This is a genomic window from Duganella kummerowiae, assembly GCF_053572355.1.
This window is the reverse complement of sequence record NZ_JBKFEH010000004.1, coordinates 233,039-252,225: the sequence shown is the minus strand read 5'-3', so window position 1 is coordinate 252,225 and position 19,187 is coordinate 233,039. Positions and strand designations below refer to the sequence as shown.

At 64.6% G+C, this 19,187-nt stretch carries 25 protein-coding genes; 11 read left to right on the top strand and 14 right to left on the bottom strand.

What is annotated here, in order from left to right; translation table 11 throughout:
- Nucleotides 1–21: 21 nt before the first annotated feature.
- Genes ACLB1G_RS04545 through ACLB1G_RS04520 form a run of 6 tightly spaced genes read right to left on the bottom strand, consistent with a single transcriptional unit; the run spans nucleotide 22 to nucleotide 2,382 of the window.
- Nucleotides 22–336, bottom strand: a complete 315-nt coding sequence (locus ACLB1G_RS04545) for a hypothetical protein (protein ID WP_491625998.1) — start codon at nucleotides 334–336, stop codon at nucleotides 22–24.
- Nucleotides 337–345: 9 nt separating this feature from the next.
- On the bottom strand, nucleotides 346–705 hold the full coding sequence (locus tag ACLB1G_RS04540; protein WP_491625997.1) for a ribonuclease HepT family protein: 360 nt from the start codon (nucleotides 703–705) through the stop codon (nucleotides 346–348).
- Between the two features lie 15 nt (nucleotides 706–720).
- Complete coding sequence (locus ACLB1G_RS04535; protein WP_491625996.1) at nucleotides 721–1,146, bottom strand: hypothetical protein; 426 nt, start codon at nucleotides 1,144–1,146, stop codon at nucleotides 721–723.
- A 7-nt stretch (nucleotides 1,147–1,153) separates the two neighbouring features.
- A complete protein-coding gene (locus ACLB1G_RS04530) occupies nucleotides 1,154–1,741 on the bottom strand; it encodes a hypothetical protein (protein WP_491625995.1) in 588 nt (195 codons plus the stop codon).
- A gap of 9 nt (nucleotides 1,742–1,750) precedes the next feature.
- A complete protein-coding gene (locus ACLB1G_RS04525; RefSeq protein WP_491625994.1) occupies nucleotides 1,751–1,954 on the bottom strand; it encodes a globin family protein in 204 nt (67 codons plus the stop codon).
- Entirely contained in the window at nucleotides 1,951–2,382 is a 432-nt protein-coding gene (locus tag ACLB1G_RS04520; RefSeq protein WP_491625993.1) for a response regulator, read from the bottom strand. The genes ACLB1G_RS04525 and ACLB1G_RS04520 overlap by 4 nt, the downstream gene beginning before the upstream one ends.
- Nucleotides 2,383–2,813: 431 nt before the next feature.
- Here ACLB1G_RS04520 and nifH point away from each other — a divergent pair, with 431 nt between their 5' ends.
- The 10 genes from nifH to ACLB1G_RS04470 all read left to right on the top strand — a co-directional run bounded on the left by nifH (nucleotide 2,814) and on the right by ACLB1G_RS04470 (nucleotide 11,682).
- Nucleotides 2,814–3,692 carry a nitrogenase iron protein gene (gene nifH / locus ACLB1G_RS04515; protein WP_491625992.1) on the top strand — a complete coding sequence of 293 codons (879 nt, stop codon included), beginning with the start codon at nucleotides 2,814–2,816 and terminating at the stop codon, nucleotides 3,690–3,692.
- A 125-nt stretch (nucleotides 3,693–3,817) separates the two neighbouring features.
- Nucleotides 3,818–5,272, top strand: a complete 1,455-nt coding sequence (gene nifD / locus ACLB1G_RS04510) for a nitrogenase molybdenum-iron protein alpha chain (protein ID WP_491625991.1) — start codon at nucleotides 3,818–3,820, stop codon at nucleotides 5,270–5,272.
- Nucleotides 5,273–5,335: 63 nt separating this feature from the next.
- Nucleotides 5,336–6,895 (top strand): nitrogenase molybdenum-iron protein subunit beta, encoded by a 1,560-nt coding sequence (gene nifK, locus ACLB1G_RS04505; RefSeq protein WP_491625990.1) that lies wholly within the window; start codon nucleotides 5,336–5,338, stop codon nucleotides 6,893–6,895.
- Between the two features lie 26 nt (nucleotides 6,896–6,921).
- The gene (nifE, locus tag ACLB1G_RS04500; RefSeq protein WP_491625989.1) at nucleotides 6,922–8,301 is read left to right on the top strand and encodes a nitrogenase iron-molybdenum cofactor biosynthesis protein NifE; all 1,380 of its coding nucleotides are present in this window, start codon (nucleotides 6,922–6,924) and stop codon (nucleotides 8,299–8,301) included.
- Nucleotides 8,302–8,304: 3 nt separating this feature from the next.
- On the top strand, nucleotides 8,305–9,678 hold the full coding sequence (gene nifN / locus ACLB1G_RS04495; RefSeq protein WP_491625988.1) for a nitrogenase iron-molybdenum cofactor biosynthesis protein NifN: 1,374 nt from the start codon (nucleotides 8,305–8,307) through the stop codon (nucleotides 9,676–9,678).
- Entirely contained in the window at nucleotides 9,675–10,085 is a 411-nt protein-coding gene (gene nifX / locus ACLB1G_RS04490; RefSeq protein ID WP_491625987.1) for a nitrogen fixation protein NifX, read from the top strand. Before nifN ends, nifX begins: the two co-directional genes overlap by 4 nt.
- Entirely contained in the window at nucleotides 10,078–10,566 is a 489-nt protein-coding gene (locus tag ACLB1G_RS04485) for a NifX-associated nitrogen fixation protein (RefSeq protein ID WP_491625986.1), read from the top strand. Before nifX ends, ACLB1G_RS04485 begins: the two co-directional genes overlap by 8 nt.
- Nucleotides 10,567–10,568: 2 nt before the next feature.
- Nucleotides 10,569–10,781: a CCE_0567 family metalloprotein gene (locus ACLB1G_RS04480; RefSeq protein ID WP_491625985.1), complete on the top strand. Its 213-nt coding sequence runs from the start codon at nucleotides 10,569–10,571 to the stop codon at nucleotides 10,779–10,781.
- Between the two features lie 9 nt (nucleotides 10,782–10,790).
- Nucleotides 10,791–11,093 (top strand): ferredoxin III, nif-specific, encoded by a 303-nt coding sequence (fdxB, locus tag ACLB1G_RS04475; RefSeq protein ID WP_491625984.1) that lies wholly within the window; start codon nucleotides 10,791–10,793, stop codon nucleotides 11,091–11,093.
- 22 nt (nucleotides 11,094–11,115) lie between these two features.
- Nucleotides 11,116–11,682: a nitrogen fixation protein NifQ gene (locus ACLB1G_RS04470; protein WP_491625983.1), complete on the top strand. Its 567-nt coding sequence runs from the start codon at nucleotides 11,116–11,118 to the stop codon at nucleotides 11,680–11,682.
- A gap of 241 nt (nucleotides 11,683–11,923) precedes the next feature.
- Here the strand turns inward: ACLB1G_RS04470 and ACLB1G_RS04465 are convergent, their stop codons facing one another.
- Entirely contained in the window at nucleotides 11,924–13,180 is a 1,257-nt protein-coding gene (locus ACLB1G_RS04465; protein WP_491625982.1) for a hypothetical protein, read from the bottom strand.
- A 217-nt stretch (nucleotides 13,181–13,397) separates the two neighbouring features.
- Here ACLB1G_RS04465 and ACLB1G_RS04460 point away from each other — a divergent pair, with 217 nt between their 5' ends.
- Complete coding sequence (locus tag ACLB1G_RS04460; protein ID WP_491625981.1) at nucleotides 13,398–13,634, top strand: hypothetical protein; 237 nt, start codon at nucleotides 13,398–13,400, stop codon at nucleotides 13,632–13,634.
- A gap of 79 nt (nucleotides 13,635–13,713) precedes the next feature.
- Here ACLB1G_RS04460 and ACLB1G_RS04455 read toward each other — a convergent pair whose 3' ends face one another.
- Genes ACLB1G_RS04455 through fdx form a run of 7 tightly spaced genes read right to left on the bottom strand, consistent with a single transcriptional unit; the run spans nucleotide 13,714 to nucleotide 19,185 of the window.
- Nucleotides 13,714–14,007, bottom strand: coding sequence for a ferredoxin family protein (locus tag ACLB1G_RS04455; protein ID WP_491625980.1), 294 nt, complete (start codon nucleotides 14,005–14,007; stop codon nucleotides 13,714–13,716).
- A complete protein-coding gene (locus ACLB1G_RS04450) occupies nucleotides 14,004–15,302 on the bottom strand; it encodes an FAD-dependent oxidoreductase (RefSeq protein WP_491625979.1) in 1,299 nt (432 codons plus the stop codon). The genes ACLB1G_RS04455 and ACLB1G_RS04450 overlap by 4 nt, the downstream gene beginning before the upstream one ends.
- A 20-nt stretch (nucleotides 15,303–15,322) precedes the next feature.
- Nucleotides 15,323–16,420: an electron transfer flavoprotein subunit alpha/FixB family protein gene (locus ACLB1G_RS04445; RefSeq protein ID WP_491625978.1), complete on the bottom strand. Its 1,098-nt coding sequence runs from the start codon at nucleotides 16,418–16,420 to the stop codon at nucleotides 15,323–15,325.
- Between the two features lie 25 nt (nucleotides 16,421–16,445).
- The gene (locus ACLB1G_RS04440; RefSeq protein WP_491625977.1) at nucleotides 16,446–17,291 is read right to left on the bottom strand and encodes an electron transfer flavoprotein subunit beta/FixA family protein; all 846 of its coding nucleotides are present in this window, start codon (nucleotides 17,289–17,291) and stop codon (nucleotides 16,446–16,448) included.
- Nucleotides 17,292–17,322: 31 nt separating this feature from the next.
- Nucleotides 17,323–17,661 carry a nitrogenase-stabilizing/protective protein NifW gene (gene nifW, locus ACLB1G_RS04435; RefSeq protein WP_491625976.1) on the bottom strand — a complete coding sequence of 113 codons (339 nt, stop codon included), beginning with the start codon at nucleotides 17,659–17,661 and terminating at the stop codon, nucleotides 17,323–17,325.
- Nucleotides 17,662–17,703: 42 nt separating this feature from the next.
- Nucleotides 17,704–18,834 carry a homocitrate synthase gene (gene nifV, locus ACLB1G_RS04430; protein ID WP_491625975.1) on the bottom strand — a complete coding sequence of 377 codons (1,131 nt, stop codon included), beginning with the start codon at nucleotides 18,832–18,834 and terminating at the stop codon, nucleotides 17,704–17,706.
- 12 nt (nucleotides 18,835–18,846) lie between these two features.
- Entirely contained in the window at nucleotides 18,847–19,185 is a 339-nt protein-coding gene (gene fdx, locus ACLB1G_RS04425; RefSeq protein ID WP_491625974.1) for an ISC system 2Fe-2S type ferredoxin, read from the bottom strand.
- Nucleotides 19,186–19,187 lie beyond the last annotated feature (2 nt).

Genomic DNA, 19,187 nt, shown 5'->3' with positions numbered 1-19,187 from the left:
CTCCGGTAGCGGCCGCATGTGCTACTCGAAGCCTTCCATGCGCGCCTTGTCGAACACGGCCAGGCGCAGGCGTTCCATGGCGGCCTTGGGATCGGCGTCGAACACATGGCGCGCCCGGGACAGCGCGGCCTGGGCGGCGCCGGCCTCGAAGCGGTTGAGCGGCAGCCGTCCGGCCACGTGGGTGGCGTCCGGCACCGCGCGCAGGATGGCTGCGCGGTTGGGATGTTCGATCACTTCCACCAGGTACCCTGCCTCCAGCTGGCCGTCCAGGTAGATGGCGGCGCCGATGACTTCCACTTTCTGGCCGCTGGCGGTGGTTTTGATGTAGGTGTGCATGGCTGATCCTTAAACGGTATAGGTAAACAGTTCCGGCTGGTCCTTGCGGTAGACGCGCATCCAGGTCAGGGTGGCCGGTGTCAGCGAGCGCAGGCCGAACCACAGGGCTTCATCGACGCGCGCCGTATCCTGTTCGGGAGCCAGCTCGCGCCGCATCCTGTCCCAGCCTTCCCATTCCAGCTCCGGCAGCAGGGCGCGCGAGACGGGCGGGATGCCGGCGATGGCGCTGGCCATGATGAGCAGCTGCCGCCGCACCTCGGCGCGCGTCAGGCGCGAGGCCAGCAGCTCCTCGCGCTCCAGGTATTCGCCCAGCACCAGGACGCCGTAGCCGGCTTCCTCGATGATGCCGAACAGCGCATGGTTCAACATCGTTCTCTCCTTTCTTCAATCCTGCAGGCCTTCCAGGGCCTCGGTGGCGATCAGCTGGCCGCGCAGCTCCCGGTACGCTTGCCAGCCGCGCCGGCTGCCGTCCTGCAGGCTGCCATCCTCCAATGCAATCCCGGCCTCGGTCTCGTTCCAGTACACCTGGCAGCGCCCCACGCGCTGGCGCAGGGCGGCGGCGCGGTGAAGCGGCGTGTCCCAGCCCAGGCTGCCGCCCAGCCGGCGCAGCGCCGGGAACAGTCCATCAGCCGCTGTGCTGTCCGGCGTGGCGGCGCGCATGGCCAGCAGCTCGCGCACGCTGGCCACGTCGTGGATCTCCCATTCCGGACGGCTGTCTGCGGCGTACACCTTGCGCGCGAAGTCGGCATGGTCGAAGGCGAACCAGGCGCGCGGCGCCGCCTGTTCCGGCAGTTCGAGCACATAGATCATGGCGGCCTCAGACCGGACGGTTTTCCTTGACCTTGATCGGGCCCATCACCTCCAGGCCGCGCTCGAAACTGATCTCCTCGAAGCGCTGGCTGAAGTTGGCGGCGGCGGTGGCGATGGCCAGCAGCTTGGCCGCCGTGTCCAGCTTCTTGAGCGGACCGCGCTCCAGGCGGAACAGCTCCAGCAGTTCGTTGTACACGGTCGATTCGTCCAGGGGCAGCACGTAGAAGGTCACGCCGGCGTAGGGAATCTGGTAGCGTGTGCTGATGTCCAGGTTGGAGGCGAAGAAGAAGTATTTGCCGTCCGGCGCCAGCTTGTCGCCCACCACCTCGCACAGCAGCTTGAGGTGTTCCAGCGAAGCCGCCATCCCGGCCAGGAAGGGCAGGGTGGGCGAGCCGGCGTCGGCCACCGTCATCACCTGGTCGAACTTGATCTCGGGCGGGCGCTTCTCGTCCGCCATGTTGGTGAAGTACTTGAGGGCGATCTCGCCACGGAAGGCGAAACGGCCGGGCCGCCCGGTGGGGCCCTTGAACACGGGACTGAGCAAACGCCCTTCGGCGTCCAGGCTGCCCAGCGCGGTGTCGTTGATGGTGCTCATGCTTGCTCCTTATCGGTTGCGGAGTGTGTCCGCGGTTATAAAAAAAGCTGCGTGCAGTTGTGCGCGCAGGGTGGCGTCCGCCACCTGTTCGGCCAGGGCCTGCGCTATGCAGGCCATCCAGGTGTCGCGCGCTGCCGCATCGAGCAGGCGATAGTGCCGGTTGGCCGGCGCCGCCACCAGGGGCGGCGCGGCCGGGAGCGGGCGCGCCGTCACGGCTTGCTCCGGCTGACCGGGATTTCCAGCACGGCGCGCCGGCCCAGCTGCATGTCGACCTTGCGCCGCACCGCTTCCAGCGTGAGCGGGCGGCGCAGCGTGGTGTTGGCGCCCAGCGCCAGGGCCTCGGCCACGCCGGGCTGGCCGGGATCGTCGCACACCAGCATGATCTTCAGCCCGGGGTGCTGCGCGTGCAGGCGCGTCACGGCGGCGGCGCCTTCGGCCGCCAGGTTGGCGGCCCCCAGCAGCACCAGCTGCGGCGGCCAGTCGCGGCCCTTTTCCAGCGCGCTGGCCACGTCGGCCAGTACATGGGTCTCGCATTCATCGGCCAGCATGAACTGCAGCACGGTGCTGCTGATGTCGTCGGCGTCGATCACGAACACGCGCTTGTTCTCCACCGCGCGCTGGCTGTCCACTCCTATCTGCATGCCCGGCTCCTTTCAAAGTGATGCTGGCGCCAGGACTGTTAGCAAGCTCCGTTCCCGTGCCCGCCGCACAGGGAAGGCGGCCAGTCCGGCGCCTGCGCCACTGTCTTGTTCGCGACAAGGGCGCGCGGTTTGTGGGCTTTGCCACAAGGCCGCGCCGCACCGTCTCGACAGCGTCAAAGCCCGTCAAATCAGGCGTTTTGGGGGTGTAAAAGCGCTGGCACGGCATTTGCTGAATGGCTGTTGCAGCAACGATGTCTTGCCGATTGCGTGACTTGAGACGAAGACCAATAAAAGTTCCTCTACGGCGTCCAACCGGCTGCGCAGTACCCGCAACGATCAGTACACAGCTTGGACCCCTGGGAGCCGCCACGACGCCATGGTCTTTTTGAAACGGCTTCCCAATCCGATCGCATTCTTAAAAGGAGAATCACATGTCACTACGACAAATCGCCTTCTACGGCAAAGGCGGCATAGGCAAGTCCACCACGTCCCAGAACACGCTGGCGGCGCTGGCCCAGATGGGCCAGAAGATCCTCATCGTCGGCTGCGACCCCAAGGCCGACTCGACCCGATTGATCCTGCACGCCAAGGCCCAGGACACCATCCTGTCGCTGGCCGCCGACGCCGGCTCGGTGGAGGACCTGGAACTGGAAGACGTCATGAAGATCGGCTTCCTCGACATCCGCTGCGTGGAGTCGGGCGGCCCGGAGCCTGGCGTGGGCTGCGCCGGCCGCGGCGTGATCACCTCGATCAATTTCCTGGAGGAGGAGGGGGCCTATGACGGCGCCGACTACGTGTCCTACGACGTGCTGGGCGACGTGGTGTGCGGCGGCTTCGCCATGCCGATCCGCGAGAACAAGGCGCAGGAGATCTACATCGTGATGTCGGGCGAGATGATGGCCATGTACGCGGCCAACAACATCGCCAAGGGCATCCTGAAGTATGCCCACTCGGGCGGCGTGCGCCTCGGTGGCCTGATCTGCAACGAGCGCCAGACCGACAAGGAGCTGGAACTGGCCGAGGCCCTGGCGGCCAAGCTGAATACCAAGCTGATCCACTTCATCCCGCGCGACAACATCGTGCAGCACGCGGAACTGCGCCGCATGACCGTGATCGAGTTCGCGCCGGATTCGAAGCAGGCCGAGGAGTATCGCACCCTGGCGCGCAAGATCCACGCCAACGCCGGCAAGGGCACCATCCCGACCCCGATCACGATGGACGAGCTGGAAGACCTGCTGATGTCGCACGGCCTGATGCCGGTCATCGACGAAAGCCAGGTCGGCAAGAGCGCCGCCGAACTGGCCGCCTGAGCGGCCGGGGGCCGCGCGGCGCGCCGTGCCAGCCGGCGGCGCGCCGCATCCACCGCATTCCAGTAGGCTCCGCGCCGCCCTGGGCGCGAAAAGCCTGAATCTATCCTCAAACATCGGGAGGGCATATGAGCCTCACAGTGGACGAAACCGTAGCACGCAACAAGGAACTGATCGACGAAGTATTGAAGGCCTATCCGGAGAAGACGGCCAAGCGCCGCGCCAAGCATCTCGGCACCCACGTCGAGGGCAAGTCCGACTGCAACGTCAAATCCAACATCAAATCCATACCGGGCGTGATGACCATCCGCGGCTGCGCCTACGCCGGCTCCAAGGGCGTGGTGTGGGGGCCGATCAAGGACATGATACACATCAGCCACGGTCCGGTCGGCTGCGGCCAGTATTCGTGGGCGGCGCGCCGCAACTACTACATCGGCGTGACCGGCATCGACAGCTTCGTCACCATGCAGTTCACTTCCGACTTCCAGGAAAAGGACATCGTGTTCGGCGGCGACAAGAAGCTGGAGAAGATCGTCGACGAGATCCAGGAGCTGTTCCCGCTCAACAAGGGCATCTCGGTGCAGTCCGAATGTCCGATCGGCCTGATCGGCGACGACATCGAGGCCGTCTCCAAGAAGAAGTCCAAGCAGTACAACAACCACACCATCGTGCCGGTGCGCTGCGAAGGCTTCCGCGGCGTGTCGCAGTCGCTGGGCCACCACGTGGCCAACGACGCCGCCAAGGAATGGGTGATCGACAAGGCCGATCCGGCCAGGAACGCCTTCGTCTCCACCCCCTACGACATCGCCATCATCGGCGACTACAACATCGGCGGCGACGCCTGGTCCTCGCGCATCCTGCTGGAAGAGATGGGCCTGCGCGTGATCGCCCAGTGGTCCGGCGACGGCACCCTGGCCGAGATGGAGAACACCCCCAAGGCCAAGCTCAATGTGCTGCACTGCTACCGCTCCATGAACTATATCTCGCGCCACATGGAGGAAAAGTTCGGCATACCCTGGGTCGAGTACAACTTCTTCGGCCCGTCGGAGATCGCCAAGTCGCTGCGCGAGATCGCCTCCTACTTCGACGACGGCATCAAGGCCGGGGCCGAGCGCGTGATTGCCAAGTACCAGGCCCTGACCGCCGCCGTGATCGCCAAGTACCGCCCGCGCCTGGAAGGCAAGACCGTGATGCTGTTCGTCGGCGGCCTGCGCCCGCGCCACGTGATCGGCGCTTACGAGGACTTGGGCATGAAAGTGGTCGGCACCGGCTACGAGTTCGGCCACAACGACGACTACCAGCGCACCACCCACTACGTCAAGGACGGCACCCTGATCTACGACGACGTGACCGGCTACGAGTTCGAGCAGTTCGTCGAGAAGCTGCAGCCCGACCTGGTCGGCTCCGGCATCAAGGAAAAATACGTGTTCCAGAAGATGGGCGTGCCGTTCCGCCAGATGCACTCCTGGGACTACTCCGGCCCCTACCATGGCTACGACGGCTTCGGCATCTTCGCGCGCGACATGGACATGGCCATCAACAGCCCGGTGTGGGGAATGGCCAAGGCCCCCTGGAAGGAATAAGCCGCACACCGCCGCGCACCGTCCGGCATCCCCGGACGACAGCACACTACAAGGAACCCTATCATGCCGCAAAACGCCGCCCGTATCCTCGACCACGAAACCCTGTTCCGTGAACCGGAGTACCAGGAACTGTTCGAGAACAAAAAGAAGAACTTTGAATATGCCGTGCCGCTCCAGCAGGTGCAGGACGTGCGCGAATGGACCAAGAGCGCCGAATACCGCGAGAAGAATTTCGCCCGCGAGGCGCTGACCGTCAACCCGGCCAAGGCCTGCCAGCCGCTGGGCGCCGTGTACGCGGCGGTCGGCTTCAAGAACACACTGCCCTTCGTGCACGGCTCGCAAGGCTGTGTGGCCTACTACCGCTCGCACTTCTCGCGCCACTTCAAGGAGCCGACTTCCTGCGTCTCGTCCTCGATGACCGAGGACGCGGCCGTGTTCGGCGGCTTGAACAACATGGTGGACGGGCTGGCCAACGCCCTCAGCCTGTACAAGCCGGACATGATCGCCGTCTCCACCACCTGCATGGCCGAGGTGATCGGCGACGACATCGCATCCTTCATCAAGAATTCGCGCGACAAGGCCAGCATCCCGGCCGACTACGACGTGCCCTTCGCCCACACCCCGGCCTTCGTCGGCAGCCACCTGACCGGCTACGACAACGCCCTCAAGGGGGTGCTCAGCTACTTCTGGGACGGCAAGGCCGGCGCTGCCGAGCCGCTGGTGCGCGTACCCAACGGGTCGATCAACTTCATCGGCGGCTTCGACGGTTTCGTGGTCGGCAACATGCCCGAGATCCGCCGCATCTTCAAGCTGATGGACATCGAACACACCATCGTGTGCGACCCTTCGGACGTCTGGAATACCCCCACCGACGGCGAATTCCGCATGTACAGCGGCGGCACCAGCAAGGACGAGATCAACGCCGCCCTGCACGCCAAGGCCAGCATCGTGTTCCAGGAATTCAGCGCCCAGAAGACCGCCAAGTACCTGGCCGAGAAGGGCCAGGAAGTGGTCAGCCTGCACCACCCGATGGGCGTGGCCGGTACCGACCGCTTCCTGATGGCGCTGTCGCGCCTTACCGGCAAGCCGATACCGGCCGAGCTGGAACTGGAGCGCGGCCGCCTGGTCGACGCCATGGCCGACTCCCAGGCCCACCTGCACGGCAAGAAGTTCGCGCTGTACGGTGACCCGGACGAGATGCTCGGCCTGACCGAGTTCCTGCTGGAACTGGGCTGCGAACCGACCCACGTGCTGTCGACCAACGGCGACGATCTGTGGGCGACCAAGATGCAGGCGCTGTTCGATGCCTCGCCGTTCGGCGCCAGCTGCAAGGCCTATCCCAAGCGCGACCTGTGGCATATGCGCTCCCTGCTGTTCACCGAACCGGTCGATTTCCTGATCGGGAACACCTACGGCAAATACCTGGAGCGCGACACCGGCACGCCGCTGGTGCGCCTGGTGTTCCCCATCTTCGACCGCCACCACTACCACCGCTATCCGGTGTGGGGCTACGCCGGCGCACTGCGCGTGCTGGTGATGCTGCTGGACGAATTCTTCGAGACCCTGGACGCCAACACCATCGAGCCGGGCAAGACGGACTACTCCTACGACATCATCCGCTAGCGCGGCAACCCGCACCAGGAGGCGCCATGACCGCTTTGAAAGCCAAGATCCAGGAAGTGTTCGAAGAACCGGCCTGCGAAAAGAACGCAGCCAAGCCGGAGAAGGAACGCAAGAAGGGCTGCAGCAAGCAGCTGGCGCCCGGTGCGGCGGCCGGCGGCTGCGCCTTCGACGGCGCCAAGATCGCGCTGCAGCCCATCGTGGACGTGGCCCACCTGGTGCACGGCCCGATCGCCTGCGAGGGCAACTCCTGGGACAACCGCCACGCCCTGTCGTCCGGGCCGTCCACCTACCGCACCGGCTTCACCACCGACATCGGCGAACTGGACGTGGTGTACGGCGGCGAGAAGCGGCTGTACAAGGCGGTGCGCGAGATCGTGGAGAAGTACGATCCGCCCGCCGTCTTCGTGTACCAGACCTGCGTAACGGCGCTGGTCGGCGACGACATCGAAGCGGTGTGCAAGGCCGCCAGCGCCAGGTTCGGCAAGCCGGTCATCCCGGTCAACTCGCCCGGCTTCGCCGGCGTGAAAAACCTGGGCAACAAGCTGGGCGGGGAAGCCCTGCTGGACTACGTGATCGGCACCGCCGAGCCCGAGACCACCACGCCATACGACATCAACATCATCGGCGAATACAACCTGTCCGGCGAGCTGTGGCAGGTCAAGCCGCTGCTGGACGCCATGGGCGTACGGGTGCTGGCCTGCATCAGCGGCGACGCGCGCTACCACGAGGTGGCGTCCTCGCACCGCGCCAGGGCCGCCATGATGGTGTGTTCCAAGGCCATGATCAATGTGGCCCGCAAGATGGACGAGCGCTACGGCATCCCTTTCTTCGAGGGTTCGTTCTATGGCATCGGCGACATGTCGGACTCGCTGCGCCAGATCGCCCGCCTGCTGGTGCGCCAGGGCGCGCCGGACGGACTCCTGGCGCGCACCGAGGCCCTGGTGGCGGCCGAGGAGGAGCGCGCCTGGGCCAGGCTCGCGCCGTTCAAGGCGCGCCTGGCGGGCAAGCGCGTGCTGTTGATCACCGGCGGGGTGAAATCCTGGTCGGTGGTGGCTGCGCTGCAGGAAGTGGGCATGGAGATCGTCGGCACCAGCGTCAAGAAGTCCACCCGCGAGGACAAGGAGCGCATCAAGGAAATCATGGGCGACGAGGCCCACATGATAGACGACATGACGCCGCGCGAGATGTACGCCATGCTCAAGGAGGCGCGCGCCGACATCATGCTCTCCGGCGGACGCTCGCAGTTCATCGCGTTGAAGGCCAGGATGCCCTGGCTGGACATCAACCAGGAGCGCCACTACGCCTACGCAGGCTACGAGGGCATGGTGCAGCTGGTGACAGAGATCGACAAGACCTTGTCCAATCCGGTGTGGCGCCAGGTGCGCCTGCCGGCCCCGTGGGAGTAAGCCATGGCCCTGGTGCGCAATTCAAGCAAGGCGGCGGCCGTCAATCCGCTGAAAATGAGCCAGCCGCTGGGCGCGGCCTATGCCTTCCTGGGCATGAACCGCTGCATGCCCGTGATGCATGGTTCGCAGGGCTGCACCTCGTTCGGCCTGGTGCTGCTGGTGCGCCACTTCCGCGAGGCGATCCCGCTGCAGACCACGGCCATGAACGAGGTCACCAGCATCCTGGGCGGCATGGACAACTTAGAGAAGGCCATCCTCAACATCCGCCAGCGCGCCAAACCGGCGCTGATCGCCATCTGTTCCACCGGGCTGACCGAGACCAAGGGCGACGACGTCGACGCCTACCTGCGCCTGATACGCCAGCGCCATCCGGAAGCCGCCGACACGGCGCTGGTGTACGTCTCCACGCCGGACTATGTGGGCGCCTTCCAGGACGGCTGGAGCAGGGCGGTGGAGGCCATGGTGCGCGCGCTGGCGGCGCCGGCGCCGGCGGCCGATCCCGGCCAGGTCAACCTGCTGCCCGGCTGCCACCTGACCCCGGCCGACATCGAGGAGCTGCGCGACATCATCGAAGCCTTCGGGCTGCGCGCCATCGTGCTGCCCGACGTCTCCGGTTCGCTCGATGGCCACATGTCGGACCAATTCAGTCCCACCACCATGGGCGGCACCACGCTGGACGAGATGGCGCTGCTGGGCGCCTCTGCGGCCACCATTGCCGTGGGCGAGCAGATGCGGCCGGCCGCCGAGGCCCTGCGCGCCATCGCCGGCGTGCCGTACGTGCTGTTCGAGCGCCTGACCGGACTGGAGCCGAACGACCGCCTGATGGCCTACCTGTCGCGGCTCTCGGGCCGGCCGGTGCCGCAGCGCTACCGGCGCCAGCGCAGCCAGCTGCAGGACGCCATGCTGGACGGCCATTTCTTCTTCGGCGGTAAAAAAGCCGCCATCGGCGCCGAGCCCGATCTGCTGCTGGCGCTGGCGCCGTGGCTGATGGAGATGGGCTGCTGCGTGTCCTGCGCCGTGACCACCACCGACAGCCCCGGCCTCGCCGCGCTGGATCTGCCCGAGGTGCTGATCGGCGACCTGGAAGACCTGGAACGCGGCGCCGCCGGCTGCGACCTGCTGATCACCCATGCGCATGGACGGCAGGCGGCCGGGCGGCTGCGCATCCCCTTCCACCGCGCCGGACTGCCGCTGTTCGACCGGCTGGGCGCGGCGCACCGGCTGTCGGTCGGCTATCGCGGCACGCGCGATCTGGTGTTCGAGATCGGCAACCTGTTCCTGGCGGCGGACCATGCGGCCGGGCCGGCCTGCTGGCCGCTGCCGCAATCCACGCTGGATCGCGTCCCCCCCAATATCGTTCAAGAGGAAGCGCTATGAAAATCGCATTCGCAACGCAGGACCTGCAACGGGTGGATGCCCACTTCGGCTGGGCCAAGAACCTGTCCGTGTACGACATCACGCCCAAGGGCTACGGCTTCGTCGAGACCTTCACCTTCGACGGTGAACTCAAGGAGGATGGCGACGAGGACAAGCTGGCGCCCAAGCTGGCGGCCATCCACGACTGCGCCATCCTGTACGTGGCCGCCATCGGCGGCTCGGGCGCGGCGCGGGTGGTGGCCAACAAGATCCACCCGGTCAAGGTGACCCAGGCCGAACCCATACTCGACATCCTGGACCGCCTGCACCAGGTGGTCAACGGCACGCCCCCGCCATGGCTGCGCAAGGCGATGCAGAAGGGCCAGGAGCGCGAGATCAATTTTGACGAGGAGAGCGAAGATGAGTGAGGCGGCGGCAGTCAGGCAGGAGCGGGAGCAGGGTGCGGCCGAGGCCATGGCCACGCCCTTCGTGCAAGAACTGGTCAAGCAATGGCGCGCGCAGGACACGCACGGCGCCTGGGGCGGCAAGGACGACGCCACGCTGCTGGCGCCCTACATCATCACGCGCGAGCAGCGCCGCGAAATGCCCATCATGGGCGACCCCGATCCGGAGACGCTGTGGCGGCTGGAGCTGTTCTACAACGCCGTGGGCCTGGCCATCGAGCGCCAGACCGGCAGCATCGCCACGCCCATGATGAAGATGTCGCACGAGGGCTTCGGCCGCATGGTGCTGATGGCGGGCCGCCTGGTGGTGGTCAACAAGCACCTGCGCGACGTGCACCGCTTCGGCTTCGAGGACATGGGCAAGCTGGCCGCCGAGGGCGCCAAACTGGTGGACGCCGGCGTCGACATGGTGCGGCGCTTTCCGGACGTGGTCAACTGGGGATGAACATGGACGATATCGACACGCTCAAGGCCCAGGTCAAGAAGCTGAACCAGCAGGCCACCGCCGCCAAGATGGACTTGCACGACCTGGCGGAAGACCTGCCGACCGGCTGGGAAAAGATACCGGAGCTGGCTCAGCGAACCTACCAGGCGCACCTGGCGCTGCAGCAGGCGCGCCTGGCCCTGGCCGCCGCCAGCAGCGCCAGTACGGCGTCCTGAGGGGGCGCCATGGCTACCTTCACCGTCACGCTGCCCGGCGGAGAACTGTGGACGCCGCAGTTCGTCGGCAGCATCAATGAGGACAAGTGCATAGGATGCGGGCGCTGTTTCAAGGTGTGCGGGCGCGGCGTGCTGGAACTGGTCGGCATCGGCGAGGATGGCGAGCGCATCTCGCTCGACCCGGATGGCGACGACGAGGAATACGAAAAGAAAGTGATGACCGTCGCCCACCGCGAACACTGCGTGGGCTGCGAGGCCTGCGCCAGGATCTGTCCGAAGAAATGCTATAGCCATGGCGCCGCCGAGGCATGACCATATCGACCAGGGAGCTGACATGAACGCAGTGGGATATGTGGAGTTGATCGAGTCGGCGCGCCACCCCGACCACGTGGTGACCATGGCTTTCGCGGGGCTGATCGCGCTGGCGCCGCAGCGGCCGGCGCCGTACGACGTGCCGATCGCGGCGCTCGACGGCACGGCGCTGGAGAGCCTGCGCAGCGAGTATTTTCCCGGCTTGAAGGTGGGGCTGGAGGGGCCCGAGCGCGCGGCGCCGCCGGCCATCGACGAATTCGACGACCTGCTCGCCATGCTGCTGGAACACCGTAGCGTGGTGGACCGGGAGAGCGCCTGGATCGCGCACGCCATCGCCACCGCCTGCATGGGCGACAACCACCTGTGGCAGGACATGGGCCTGCCCAACCGCAGCGCGCTGTCCTGGCTGATCAAGCACCACTTCAGCGGCCTGGCAGCGCGCAATACGCAGAACATGCGTTGGAAAAAATTCTTCTACCGCCAGCTGTGCGAGCGCGCCGGCCTGGTGATGTGCAGCTCGCCCAGCTGCGGTGGCTGCAGTGATTACCATGAATGCTTCGGCAGCGAGGATGCTGCCGTGCTGCTATGAAGGGCTGGACAAGGATGGGCACCTATGCACTAGGGAGTCTCGAAAGGCCTGCTGCGCGGCCCGCTACCGCCGCTGCTGCGGCATTTTTACTGCCGGACCAGCGCGTCGCCCAGCTTGGTCAGCTAGGCGTCGCGCTCCTGGGCGGCAAACAGGTTTGGTCTCATCATGGCCTTTTCGTCATCGTGGTTGTAACCACATCATGCAATCACTACAGGGTTTTTCTAGGTGCCCTTGAGTAATATTAATCCGCATCTGCGCCATCAACATCTCCCGCCGGTAAAGGTTGAGATGATATCGGCCCGGCTCCCCAGTTTGGCAGTAAGGTCCGAAATTTTAACGCGACGGAAACTATCATCAAAATCCATATTCCTGAAAGCGTGAATGCAAGATTTGCAAAATCTGAAGCCTGTGAATTTAGTTTTAGTCCGGCGAGTATCCAGGCGATAGGTACCATGATTATAGTGAGAATGAATATCGCTGCTCGTTGATATGTTTGCAACTCAATTATCCAGTCCGGCAATACCGGGTGAAATTTTGCTCCGCTGACAATTAAGAAAAAAGCTATCGGAAAGCATAAAAATGTAAGCTTTAACAGTTTTACTACTTCTACTTTTATGCCAAAAATATCAGCTACCTCAATAATTGAGTCTATTTGAAGCTTTAATTTCAGCTCTGCTTCATTTAAAGATAAATCATTCAGATCAGATTGCCTGGTTCTTAGGGCATCAAATTGCCTCTGGCCCTGGATTAGCTTTAAATTGCGAAGTTCTAAAAAACGTTGGGCAAAATAGATGTGCCATAAGTTTTCTCCTTTGGCCTCAACAACGTCCGTCAAGCTCGCATCGGTAGGTATCTCTGACACGTCCAGGTCAAATTGGGTTTGCCCAACGATAATAGAAAGCTTTGCTTTTGAAATATCCGGCTGAAGTCCGTCGTCTGTGATGAAGTCTGGGGCTCCCGGTAATCGAACATATGCTCCTGTTATGTTCTCTCCCAGCGCAATTTTTTCAGCTAAACCCAAGAGTTTTCTATAACCCAAGGTCGATATCCTTTTTAAAAAATCATGGTAAATCCCATGATTTTCTATTATTAATGAATACCTATGTATATCCTCTAACAATTCTGCGTTCGGGCTATATATTTTTGGATAAACATATCTATATGTATCCGAAAGAATTAAAAAATCCTTTAGTTTTGTATCTGCGGAGGGATATGGGCAGAAAAAAGCGTCCCTTATTTTAAATGCCTCTCGAAAGGGTGCTTTCGAAGCGTAAAGGCCGAATGTAGGGCTGTCATGGAATTTGGAGTTTATTTTAATAATCTTTTTGCAGAACTCGATGTAAGGCGTGCCGCGAGACGATTGTATCAAGGTTATTTCGGAATATGCTTCTCTGAGATTTTTGTTCGGGTCGTCTGTAACAGAAAATGATATTAAAATGCAGTTTGCAAAAAACATTGCGTACCATAAGGCTGAGGTGATTTTTTTCGAGGTGCGCACATTTTCTCCTCGGGGTCATCGGCGTTAAAATAGTAACGAGCATTATTATCAATATAGCATGCCAAGATGCCAATGTCACAAAAAAAGAATTTGTCGCTGTATGCGCTGTTGATGCGGGTGCCCCGCGGCGGCGAGGCATGGACGGCGCCTCGGTGGCGTGCCCTGCCGCCACGAGGGCTATCGTGCGGCTGCTGGCGCGGTGTAGGATAGGTGGGACATGAACCGCTTTGTCATCACCTACCAGAGCATCGCCGATCCGTCCGGGGCGCAGGAGGATGATTTGCTGTCAGCGTTGGGCGATGCGATCGTGGTGGATCGCTTCCCAGGCACCTTGATGGTGGAGGGCAATGCGGCCTTGCTGGCCGGTGTGATCATGCGCTTTGACCGGTGGACGTTGAGTCCGGTTGTACGTGCTAGCGTTGCGCCGCCACACCGAAATATGTCAGAACTTTAGCGCTGCCTATACTGTCGCGGGGATCGAGTCGCCCTTGCGCTCCGCGGCATCGGGCAGGGCGATCATGCCGCTTCCACCCTCAGCCAAACTTGAAAAGGATGCCGTAGCCGCCGCGCGGATATTCCCAGGCCACATTGCGGTGTTCGGTGCAGATCACGCGGCAGGTGCCGCATTCCAGGCAGCCGTCGGTGGTCAGCTGGATGCGGCCGCCGCCCTCCATGGTGTAGCAGCCGGCCGGACAGCACACGGTGCACTGGCGCGTCTTGCAGTCGTCGCTGCAGACTTGCTCGTTCTTGATGAAGATGTGCGGCTTGCCGGCATCCACCTTGTAGCGGTTCTGGAACAGCTTTTCCTCGACTTTGACGGTACTCATTCGAATGCCCTCCACATTTTGTAGGCGTCTCCCACCAGGCCGAACAGGGAGCGCCGCTGGGTGAAATTGCGCCGGATTGCGCGCTCCTTGGTTTTCTTGTCCACGCCGTCCACCCGCAGCATGGTGTGCGCCGCCTGGCTGAGCAGCGCCGGGTAGGCGCCCAGCAACTGCGGATTGCGGTGCAGGATGCCGGGCAGGCGGCGGTATTTCTTCATGTCCTTGATGACGAAGCTGTCGTCCAGCGCGGCGCGGTAGCGCGCCAGGTTGCGCTCGCTGCAGGGCAGGCCCAGCGCGCGCAGCTCGAGCGCGGTCTCGCCGGCCAGGCGGCCGCTGGTCATGGCCAGGTTCGAGCCTTCGCGGTGCACGGCATTGACGAACATGGCGGCGTCGCCGGCCACCATCCAGCCATCGCCCCAGATCCTCGGAATGGCGTTGTAGCCGCCCTCGGGGATCAGGTGGGCAGCATACTCCTTCATCTCGCCCCCCTCCAGCAGCGGGGCGATGGCCGGGTGCCGCTTCATGTCGTCCAGCAGCTGGTAGGGCGTGACCTGCTGCTGCTTGAAGTCGGACAGCATGCAGCCCACGCCTATGGTGAGCGATTCCTTGTTGGTGTACAAGAAGCCGGTGCCGGCCATGCCCTTGGTGATGTTGCCCACCATTTCGATCACCACGCCGGCGTCGCCGCTGACGTTGAAGCGGCTCTGGATGGTCTCCTCCGGCAGGAAATGGATCTCCTTGACCGCCAGCGCCACTTCACTGGGCTTGAGCTCGGGGCGGAAGCCTGCCTTGCGCGCCAGCATGGAGTTGACGCCGTCGGCCAGCACCACCAGGTCGGCATAGACGGCGCCGCCGGCGCGCTCGGTCTGCACGCCGATCACGCGCTGGCCGTCCATCAGCAGGTCCGACACCGTGGTTTCGCAGATCAGCAGGGCGCCCGCCTCCTGCACCTTCTGCGAGAACCATTTGTCGAACTGGGCGCGGATGATGGTGTAGCGATTGTAGGGCGGCTGGTTGAACTGCTCCGAGCGGTAGTGGCCGCCCACGAAGGAGCTGTCGTCCAGCATCCACATGCGCTGCTCGATGACGTGGCGCTCCAGCGGCGCGTCGTCGCGGAAATCGGGGATGATGCGCTCCAGCGCGTCCGCATACAGGATGGCGCCCTGCACGTTCTTCGAGCCGGGATACTCGCCGCGCTCGATCTGCAGCACCTTCATCCCGCCCTTGGCCATGGTGTAGGCGGCCGCGTTGCCGGACGGGCCGGCGCCGACCACGATGGCGTCGAATTTCTCACTCATCTCAATCTCCTGGTAGATAGTCAGCCGGCCAGCCGGGCCGCCGCCAGCTGCTGGCGGAAGGCCTCGGTCAGCGCCGGCAGGATGGTCATGGCGTTGCCGACGATGCCGTAGGTGGCGAATTCAAAGATAGGCGCGTTGGGATCGTTGTTGATGGCGATGATGACGTCCGCATCGGCCATGCCGACCCGGTGCTGCACAGCGCCCGAGATACCGGCCGCGATGTACAGCTTGGGCCGCACGGTCTTGCCGGACTGGCCGACCTGGCGGTCCAGCTCGGCCCAGCCGGCCTGCACCACCGGACGCGAGGCCCCCACCTCGGCGCCCAGCACCAGCGCCAGGTCCCACACCAGCTGGAAGTTCTCGGCCCGTTTCAGGCCGCGGCCGCCAGCCACGATGATATCGGCGAAGGCCAACTGCGGCCTGTCCTGGCTGGCATCCGGGATGTAGTCCAGCACCTTGGTGACGATGCTGGTTTCGGGCATGCCCAGCGCGTGCGGCACGATGCGGCCGGTGCGGCGCGGATCGCGCTCCGGCAGTGCCATCACGCGCGGGCGCACGGTGGCCATCTGCGGCCGGTAGTTCAGGGTCAGGATGGTGCACAGCAGGCTGCCGCCGAAGGTGGGGCGCGAGGCCGCCACGCTGCGGTTCTCCATGTCGATGGCCAGGTCGGTGCAGTCGGCCACCAGGCCGGTGCCCAGCGTGGTGGCCACGCTGCCGGCCAGGTCGCGGCCCTGCGCGGTGGCGCCCAGCAGCAGGATCTCGGGCTGGTACACATTCACCAGGTCGGTCAGGGCCTTGGTGTAGGGCTGGTTGCGGTAGGCGGCCAGCACTTCGTCCTCGACCAGGTAGCAGGAATCGGCGCCGTATTGGAAGGCTTGTTCGCAAAAGCGGCGCGCCTCCAGGCCCGGGCTGCCCAGCACCACGCCGGACAGCGGCACGCCCAGCTGGTCGGCCAGCTTGCGGCCCTCGCCCAGCAGCTCCCACGATACGCTGTGCACCTGTCCGCGTTCGTGTTCGATGTAGACCCACACGCCCTGGTAGGCCTTGAGGCGGTCGTCGAGTTCATATTTTCCCTTGCCGCCCTTCCTGGGCGGCGGCGCGGCGCGCTTGTCGTTCATGCTGGGTTCTCCCGGTTGGATGGCGTCAGGCGGCCTGCTTGACGATGGCCTCGCCCAGCTTGGGGTGCTGGGTGTAGAGCTTGCCGACCAGCGTGACGGCCAGATCGCGCGGATCGTCGCCCTCGCTGGTGATGATCTCGGCGCGGCGGGTGTTGGGCTTGGGTGCGAACACCTTGCTGACCACGGTGGGCGAGCCTTTCAAGCCGATCTTGCCCACGTCCTCGATGCCGGCCGCGGTCCGGTCCCACACGCGCACCGGATGGCGCGCCGCGCGGAACATGTTGTCCATGGTAGCGAAGCGCATGTCGTTGCTGCCCTCCAGCATGGTGACCAGGCAGGGCAGGCTGGTCTTCAGGACCTGCACGCCACCCTCGGCGCGCCGGTGCGCCACGATCTCGCGCCGCGTCGGGTCCAGGTTCTCGACCTTGGACACATAGGTCAGCAGCTGCAGGTCCAGGCGCTTGGCGATGCCGGGGCCGACCTGGGCGGTGTCGCCATCGATGGTCTGCTTGCCGGTGAAGACCATGTCCACCGCCAGCTCGCGGCCGATCTGGCGGATGGCCGAGGCCAGCGCGAACGAGGTGGCCAGGGTGTCGGCGCCGGCGAAGGCGCGGTCGGTGACCAGCACGGCGTCGTCGGCGCCGAATGAAATGCACTTGCGCAGCGCGGCCTCGGCCTGCGGCGGACCCATGGTAAGCACCGTGACGCGGCCGCCCACCTGGTCCTTGATGCGCAGGGCTTCCTCCAGCGCGAACAGGTCGTAGGGGTTGACGATGGCCGGCACGCCCTGGCGCATGATGGTGTTGGTGACCGGGTGCACGCGGATCTGCGCGCTGTCCGGCACCTGCTTGATGCAGACCACGATATGCATGTTGATCTCCTTGGTGTGTGGTGGTGGCCGCTCAGGCCTTGGCCGGCAGGGTGCCGCGCAGCGAGGCCAGGCTGACCGACTTGTGTTCGGCGTCCTGGAACACCTTGAATACTTTCTCGCGCGCCGCGCTGGAGTGCAGGAAGTCCTCGTAGGCGCGGCACAGCAGGGCGCGCAGCTGCTTGAAGCGTTCGATGTCGTCTGGGGCTTGCCGGGCTTCCAGCGCCGAGGACTGGCGCATGTACTGGTAGAAGCGCTTGAGGATGTGCAGGCGGTGCACGTGCAGCACCGCCGCCTCGTAGGGCACGCCGAAGAAATCGAGGAAGTCCTCGGCCGAGGACAGCGTCTTGAGTTGCTGGGCCAGTGAGTTCATGGGGGCTCCGGGATGAGGGTATTGGTCGAAGAGTGGCGTCGGTCAGGCGGCGTTGGCGGCGCACGCTGCGCTTTCCAGGTAAAAGAAGGCCAGTTCCTCGGCGCCCGGCGGGCGCTTGGTGAGGGTGGCGTAGCGGCGTATCTTGAGCAGCATGGCGCCAGCCTGGTCATCCGACAGCGCCAGGCCGATGCGGGCGTAGGCCTGCTTGATCGCGTGCGAGCCGGAGTGCTTGCCCAGCACGGTCTGGTGGGCGCGCCCCAGTTCGGCCGGACTGAAGCCCTGGTAGTTGTCCGGATGCTTGAGCAGGCCGTCCACGTGCAGTCCGGATTCGTGGGTGAACACGCCGGCGCCGACGATGCTTTTGTTGTCCGCCACGGTGCGGCCGGAAGCCTGGGCCACCAGGGTGGACAGGGCGGGTAGGGCGCGCGTGTCGATGGCGGTGTCGATGCCGTGCAGGTGGCGCAGCGCCATCACGGCTTCCTCCAGCGGTGCGTTGCCGGCCCGCTCGCCCAGGCCGTTGACGGTGGTGTTGATGTGGGTGGCGCCGCCGCGCACCGCCGCCAGGGTGTTGGCGGTGGCCAGGCCCAGGTCGTCGTGGGCGTGCATCTCCAGTTCCAGGTCGGTGGCGGCGCGCATGGCGTTGAACGCTGAGTGCACGGCAAACGGTTCCATCACGCCCAGGGTGTCGGCGTAGCGGAAGCGGCGCGCGCCGGCGCGCTGGGCGGCTTCGATCACCTGTAGCAGGAAGGCCGGATCGGCGCGCGAGGAGTCCTCGCCGCCCACCGCCACCTGCATGCCGCAGTCCAGCGCCAGCGGCACGTAGCGCCGCACCTGCTCCAGCACCCAGGCGCGGTCGCGCCGCAGCTTGTGGGTGATCTGCAGGTCGGATACCGGCACCGACAGGTTGACGATGTCGATGCCGCAGCGCGCCGCCGCCAGCACGTCGGCGCGGCACATGCGGCCCCACACCATCAAGGTACTGGACAGTCCGAGCGATGCGACGGCGCGGATGGCGTCGATCTCGGCCTCGCCCATGATGGGTATGCCCACTTCCAGCTCCGGCACGCCGATCGCGTGCAGGGCGTGGGCGATGGCGACCTTTTCCTCGTCGCTGAAGGCTACCCCGGCGGTCTGCTCGCCGTCGCGCAGGGTGGTGTCGTTGATGGTGACCATGCTGTTCCCGTCCTAGTGGTGTTCACTGGCATGGTTGACCGTGTACAGCGGCAGCTCCAGCTCCAGGTCGGTCTGGCGCAGCACCACCTGGCAGGCCAGGCGCGAGCGCGGCGACAGGCCCCAGGCGCGGTCCAGCTGGTCCTCCTCGTCCTCGCCGGCCGGCGCCAGCGAGTCGTAACCGCGCACCACGATTACGTGGCAGGTGGAGCAGGCGCAGGCCTGCTCGCAGGCGTGCTCCATGGCGATGCCGTTCTTCAGCAGGGCGTCGCACAGGAAGCTGCCGCTACGGGCCTCGAAGTCCGCGCCCTCGGGGCACAACCGGGCGTGGGGCAGTATGGTGATGCGTGGCATGG

What these genes read in the sequence shown, in the direction of transcription:
- fdxB (WP_491625984.1), top strand. Translation starts at nt 10,791, where the DNA reads ATGGCTACCTTCACCGTCACGCTGCCCGGCGGAGAACTGTGGACGCCG.
- ACLB1G_RS04480 (WP_491625985.1), top strand. Translation starts at nt 10,569, where the DNA reads ATGGACGATATCGACACGCTCAAGGCCCAGGTCAAGAAGCTGAACCAG.
- nifE (WP_491625989.1), top strand. Translation starts at nt 6,922, where the DNA reads ATGACCGCTTTGAAAGCCAAGATCCAGGAAGTGTTCGAAGAACCGGCC.
- ACLB1G_RS04520 (WP_491625993.1), bottom strand. Translation starts at nt 2,382, where the DNA reads ATGCAGATAGGAGTGGACAGCCAGCGCGCGGTGGAGAACAAGCGCGTG.
- nifV (WP_491625975.1), bottom strand. Translation starts at nt 18,834, where the DNA reads ATGGTCACCATCAACGACACCACCCTGCGCGACGGCGAGCAGACCGCC.
- nifX (WP_491625987.1), top strand. Translation starts at nt 9,675, where the DNA reads ATGAAAATCGCATTCGCAACGCAGGACCTGCAACGGGTGGATGCCCAC.
- ACLB1G_RS04455 (WP_491625980.1), bottom strand. Translation starts at nt 14,007, where the DNA reads ATGAGTACCGTCAAAGTCGAGGAAAAGCTGTTCCAGAACCGCTACAAG.
- ACLB1G_RS04540 (WP_491625997.1), bottom strand. Translation starts at nt 705, where the DNA reads ATGTTGAACCATGCGCTGTTCGGCATCATCGAGGAAGCCGGCTACGGC.
- ACLB1G_RS04450 (WP_491625979.1), bottom strand. Translation starts at nt 15,302, where the DNA reads ATGAGTGAGAAATTCGACGCCATCGTGGTCGGCGCCGGCCCGTCCGGC.
- ACLB1G_RS04440 (WP_491625977.1), bottom strand. Translation starts at nt 17,291, where the DNA reads ATGCATATCGTGGTCTGCATCAAGCAGGTGCCGGACAGCGCGCAGATC.
- nifH (WP_491625992.1), top strand. Translation starts at nt 2,814, where the DNA reads ATGTCACTACGACAAATCGCCTTCTACGGCAAAGGCGGCATAGGCAAG.
- fdx (WP_491625974.1), bottom strand. Translation starts at nt 19,185, where the DNA reads ATGCCACGCATCACCATACTGCCCCACGCCCGGTTGTGCCCCGAGGGC.
- ACLB1G_RS04535 (WP_491625996.1), bottom strand. Translation starts at nt 1,146, where the DNA reads ATGATCTATGTGCTCGAACTGCCGGAACAGGCGGCGCCGCGCGCCTGG.
- nifK (WP_491625990.1), top strand. Translation starts at nt 5,336, where the DNA reads ATGCCGCAAAACGCCGCCCGTATCCTCGACCACGAAACCCTGTTCCGT.
- ACLB1G_RS04460 (WP_491625981.1), top strand. Translation starts at nt 13,398, where the DNA reads ATGAACCGCTTTGTCATCACCTACCAGAGCATCGCCGATCCGTCCGGG.
- nifD (WP_491625991.1), top strand. Translation starts at nt 3,818, where the DNA reads ATGAGCCTCACAGTGGACGAAACCGTAGCACGCAACAAGGAACTGATC.
- ACLB1G_RS04530 (WP_491625995.1), bottom strand. Translation starts at nt 1,741, where the DNA reads ATGAGCACCATCAACGACACCGCGCTGGGCAGCCTGGACGCCGAAGGG.
- ACLB1G_RS04485 (WP_491625986.1), top strand. Translation starts at nt 10,078, where the DNA reads ATGAGTGAGGCGGCGGCAGTCAGGCAGGAGCGGGAGCAGGGTGCGGCC.
- ACLB1G_RS04445 (WP_491625978.1), bottom strand. Translation starts at nt 16,420, where the DNA reads ATGAACGACAAGCGCGCCGCGCCGCCGCCCAGGAAGGGCGGCAAGGGA.
- nifN (WP_491625988.1), top strand. Translation starts at nt 8,305, where the DNA reads ATGGCCCTGGTGCGCAATTCAAGCAAGGCGGCGGCCGTCAATCCGCTG.
- ACLB1G_RS04545 (WP_491625998.1), bottom strand. Translation starts at nt 336, where the DNA reads ATGCACACCTACATCAAAACCACCGCCAGCGGCCAGAAAGTGGAAGTC.
- ACLB1G_RS04470 (WP_491625983.1), top strand. Translation starts at nt 11,116, where the DNA reads ATGAACGCAGTGGGATATGTGGAGTTGATCGAGTCGGCGCGCCACCCC.
- nifW (WP_491625976.1), bottom strand. Translation starts at nt 17,661, where the DNA reads ATGAACTCACTGGCCCAGCAACTCAAGACGCTGTCCTCGGCCGAGGAC.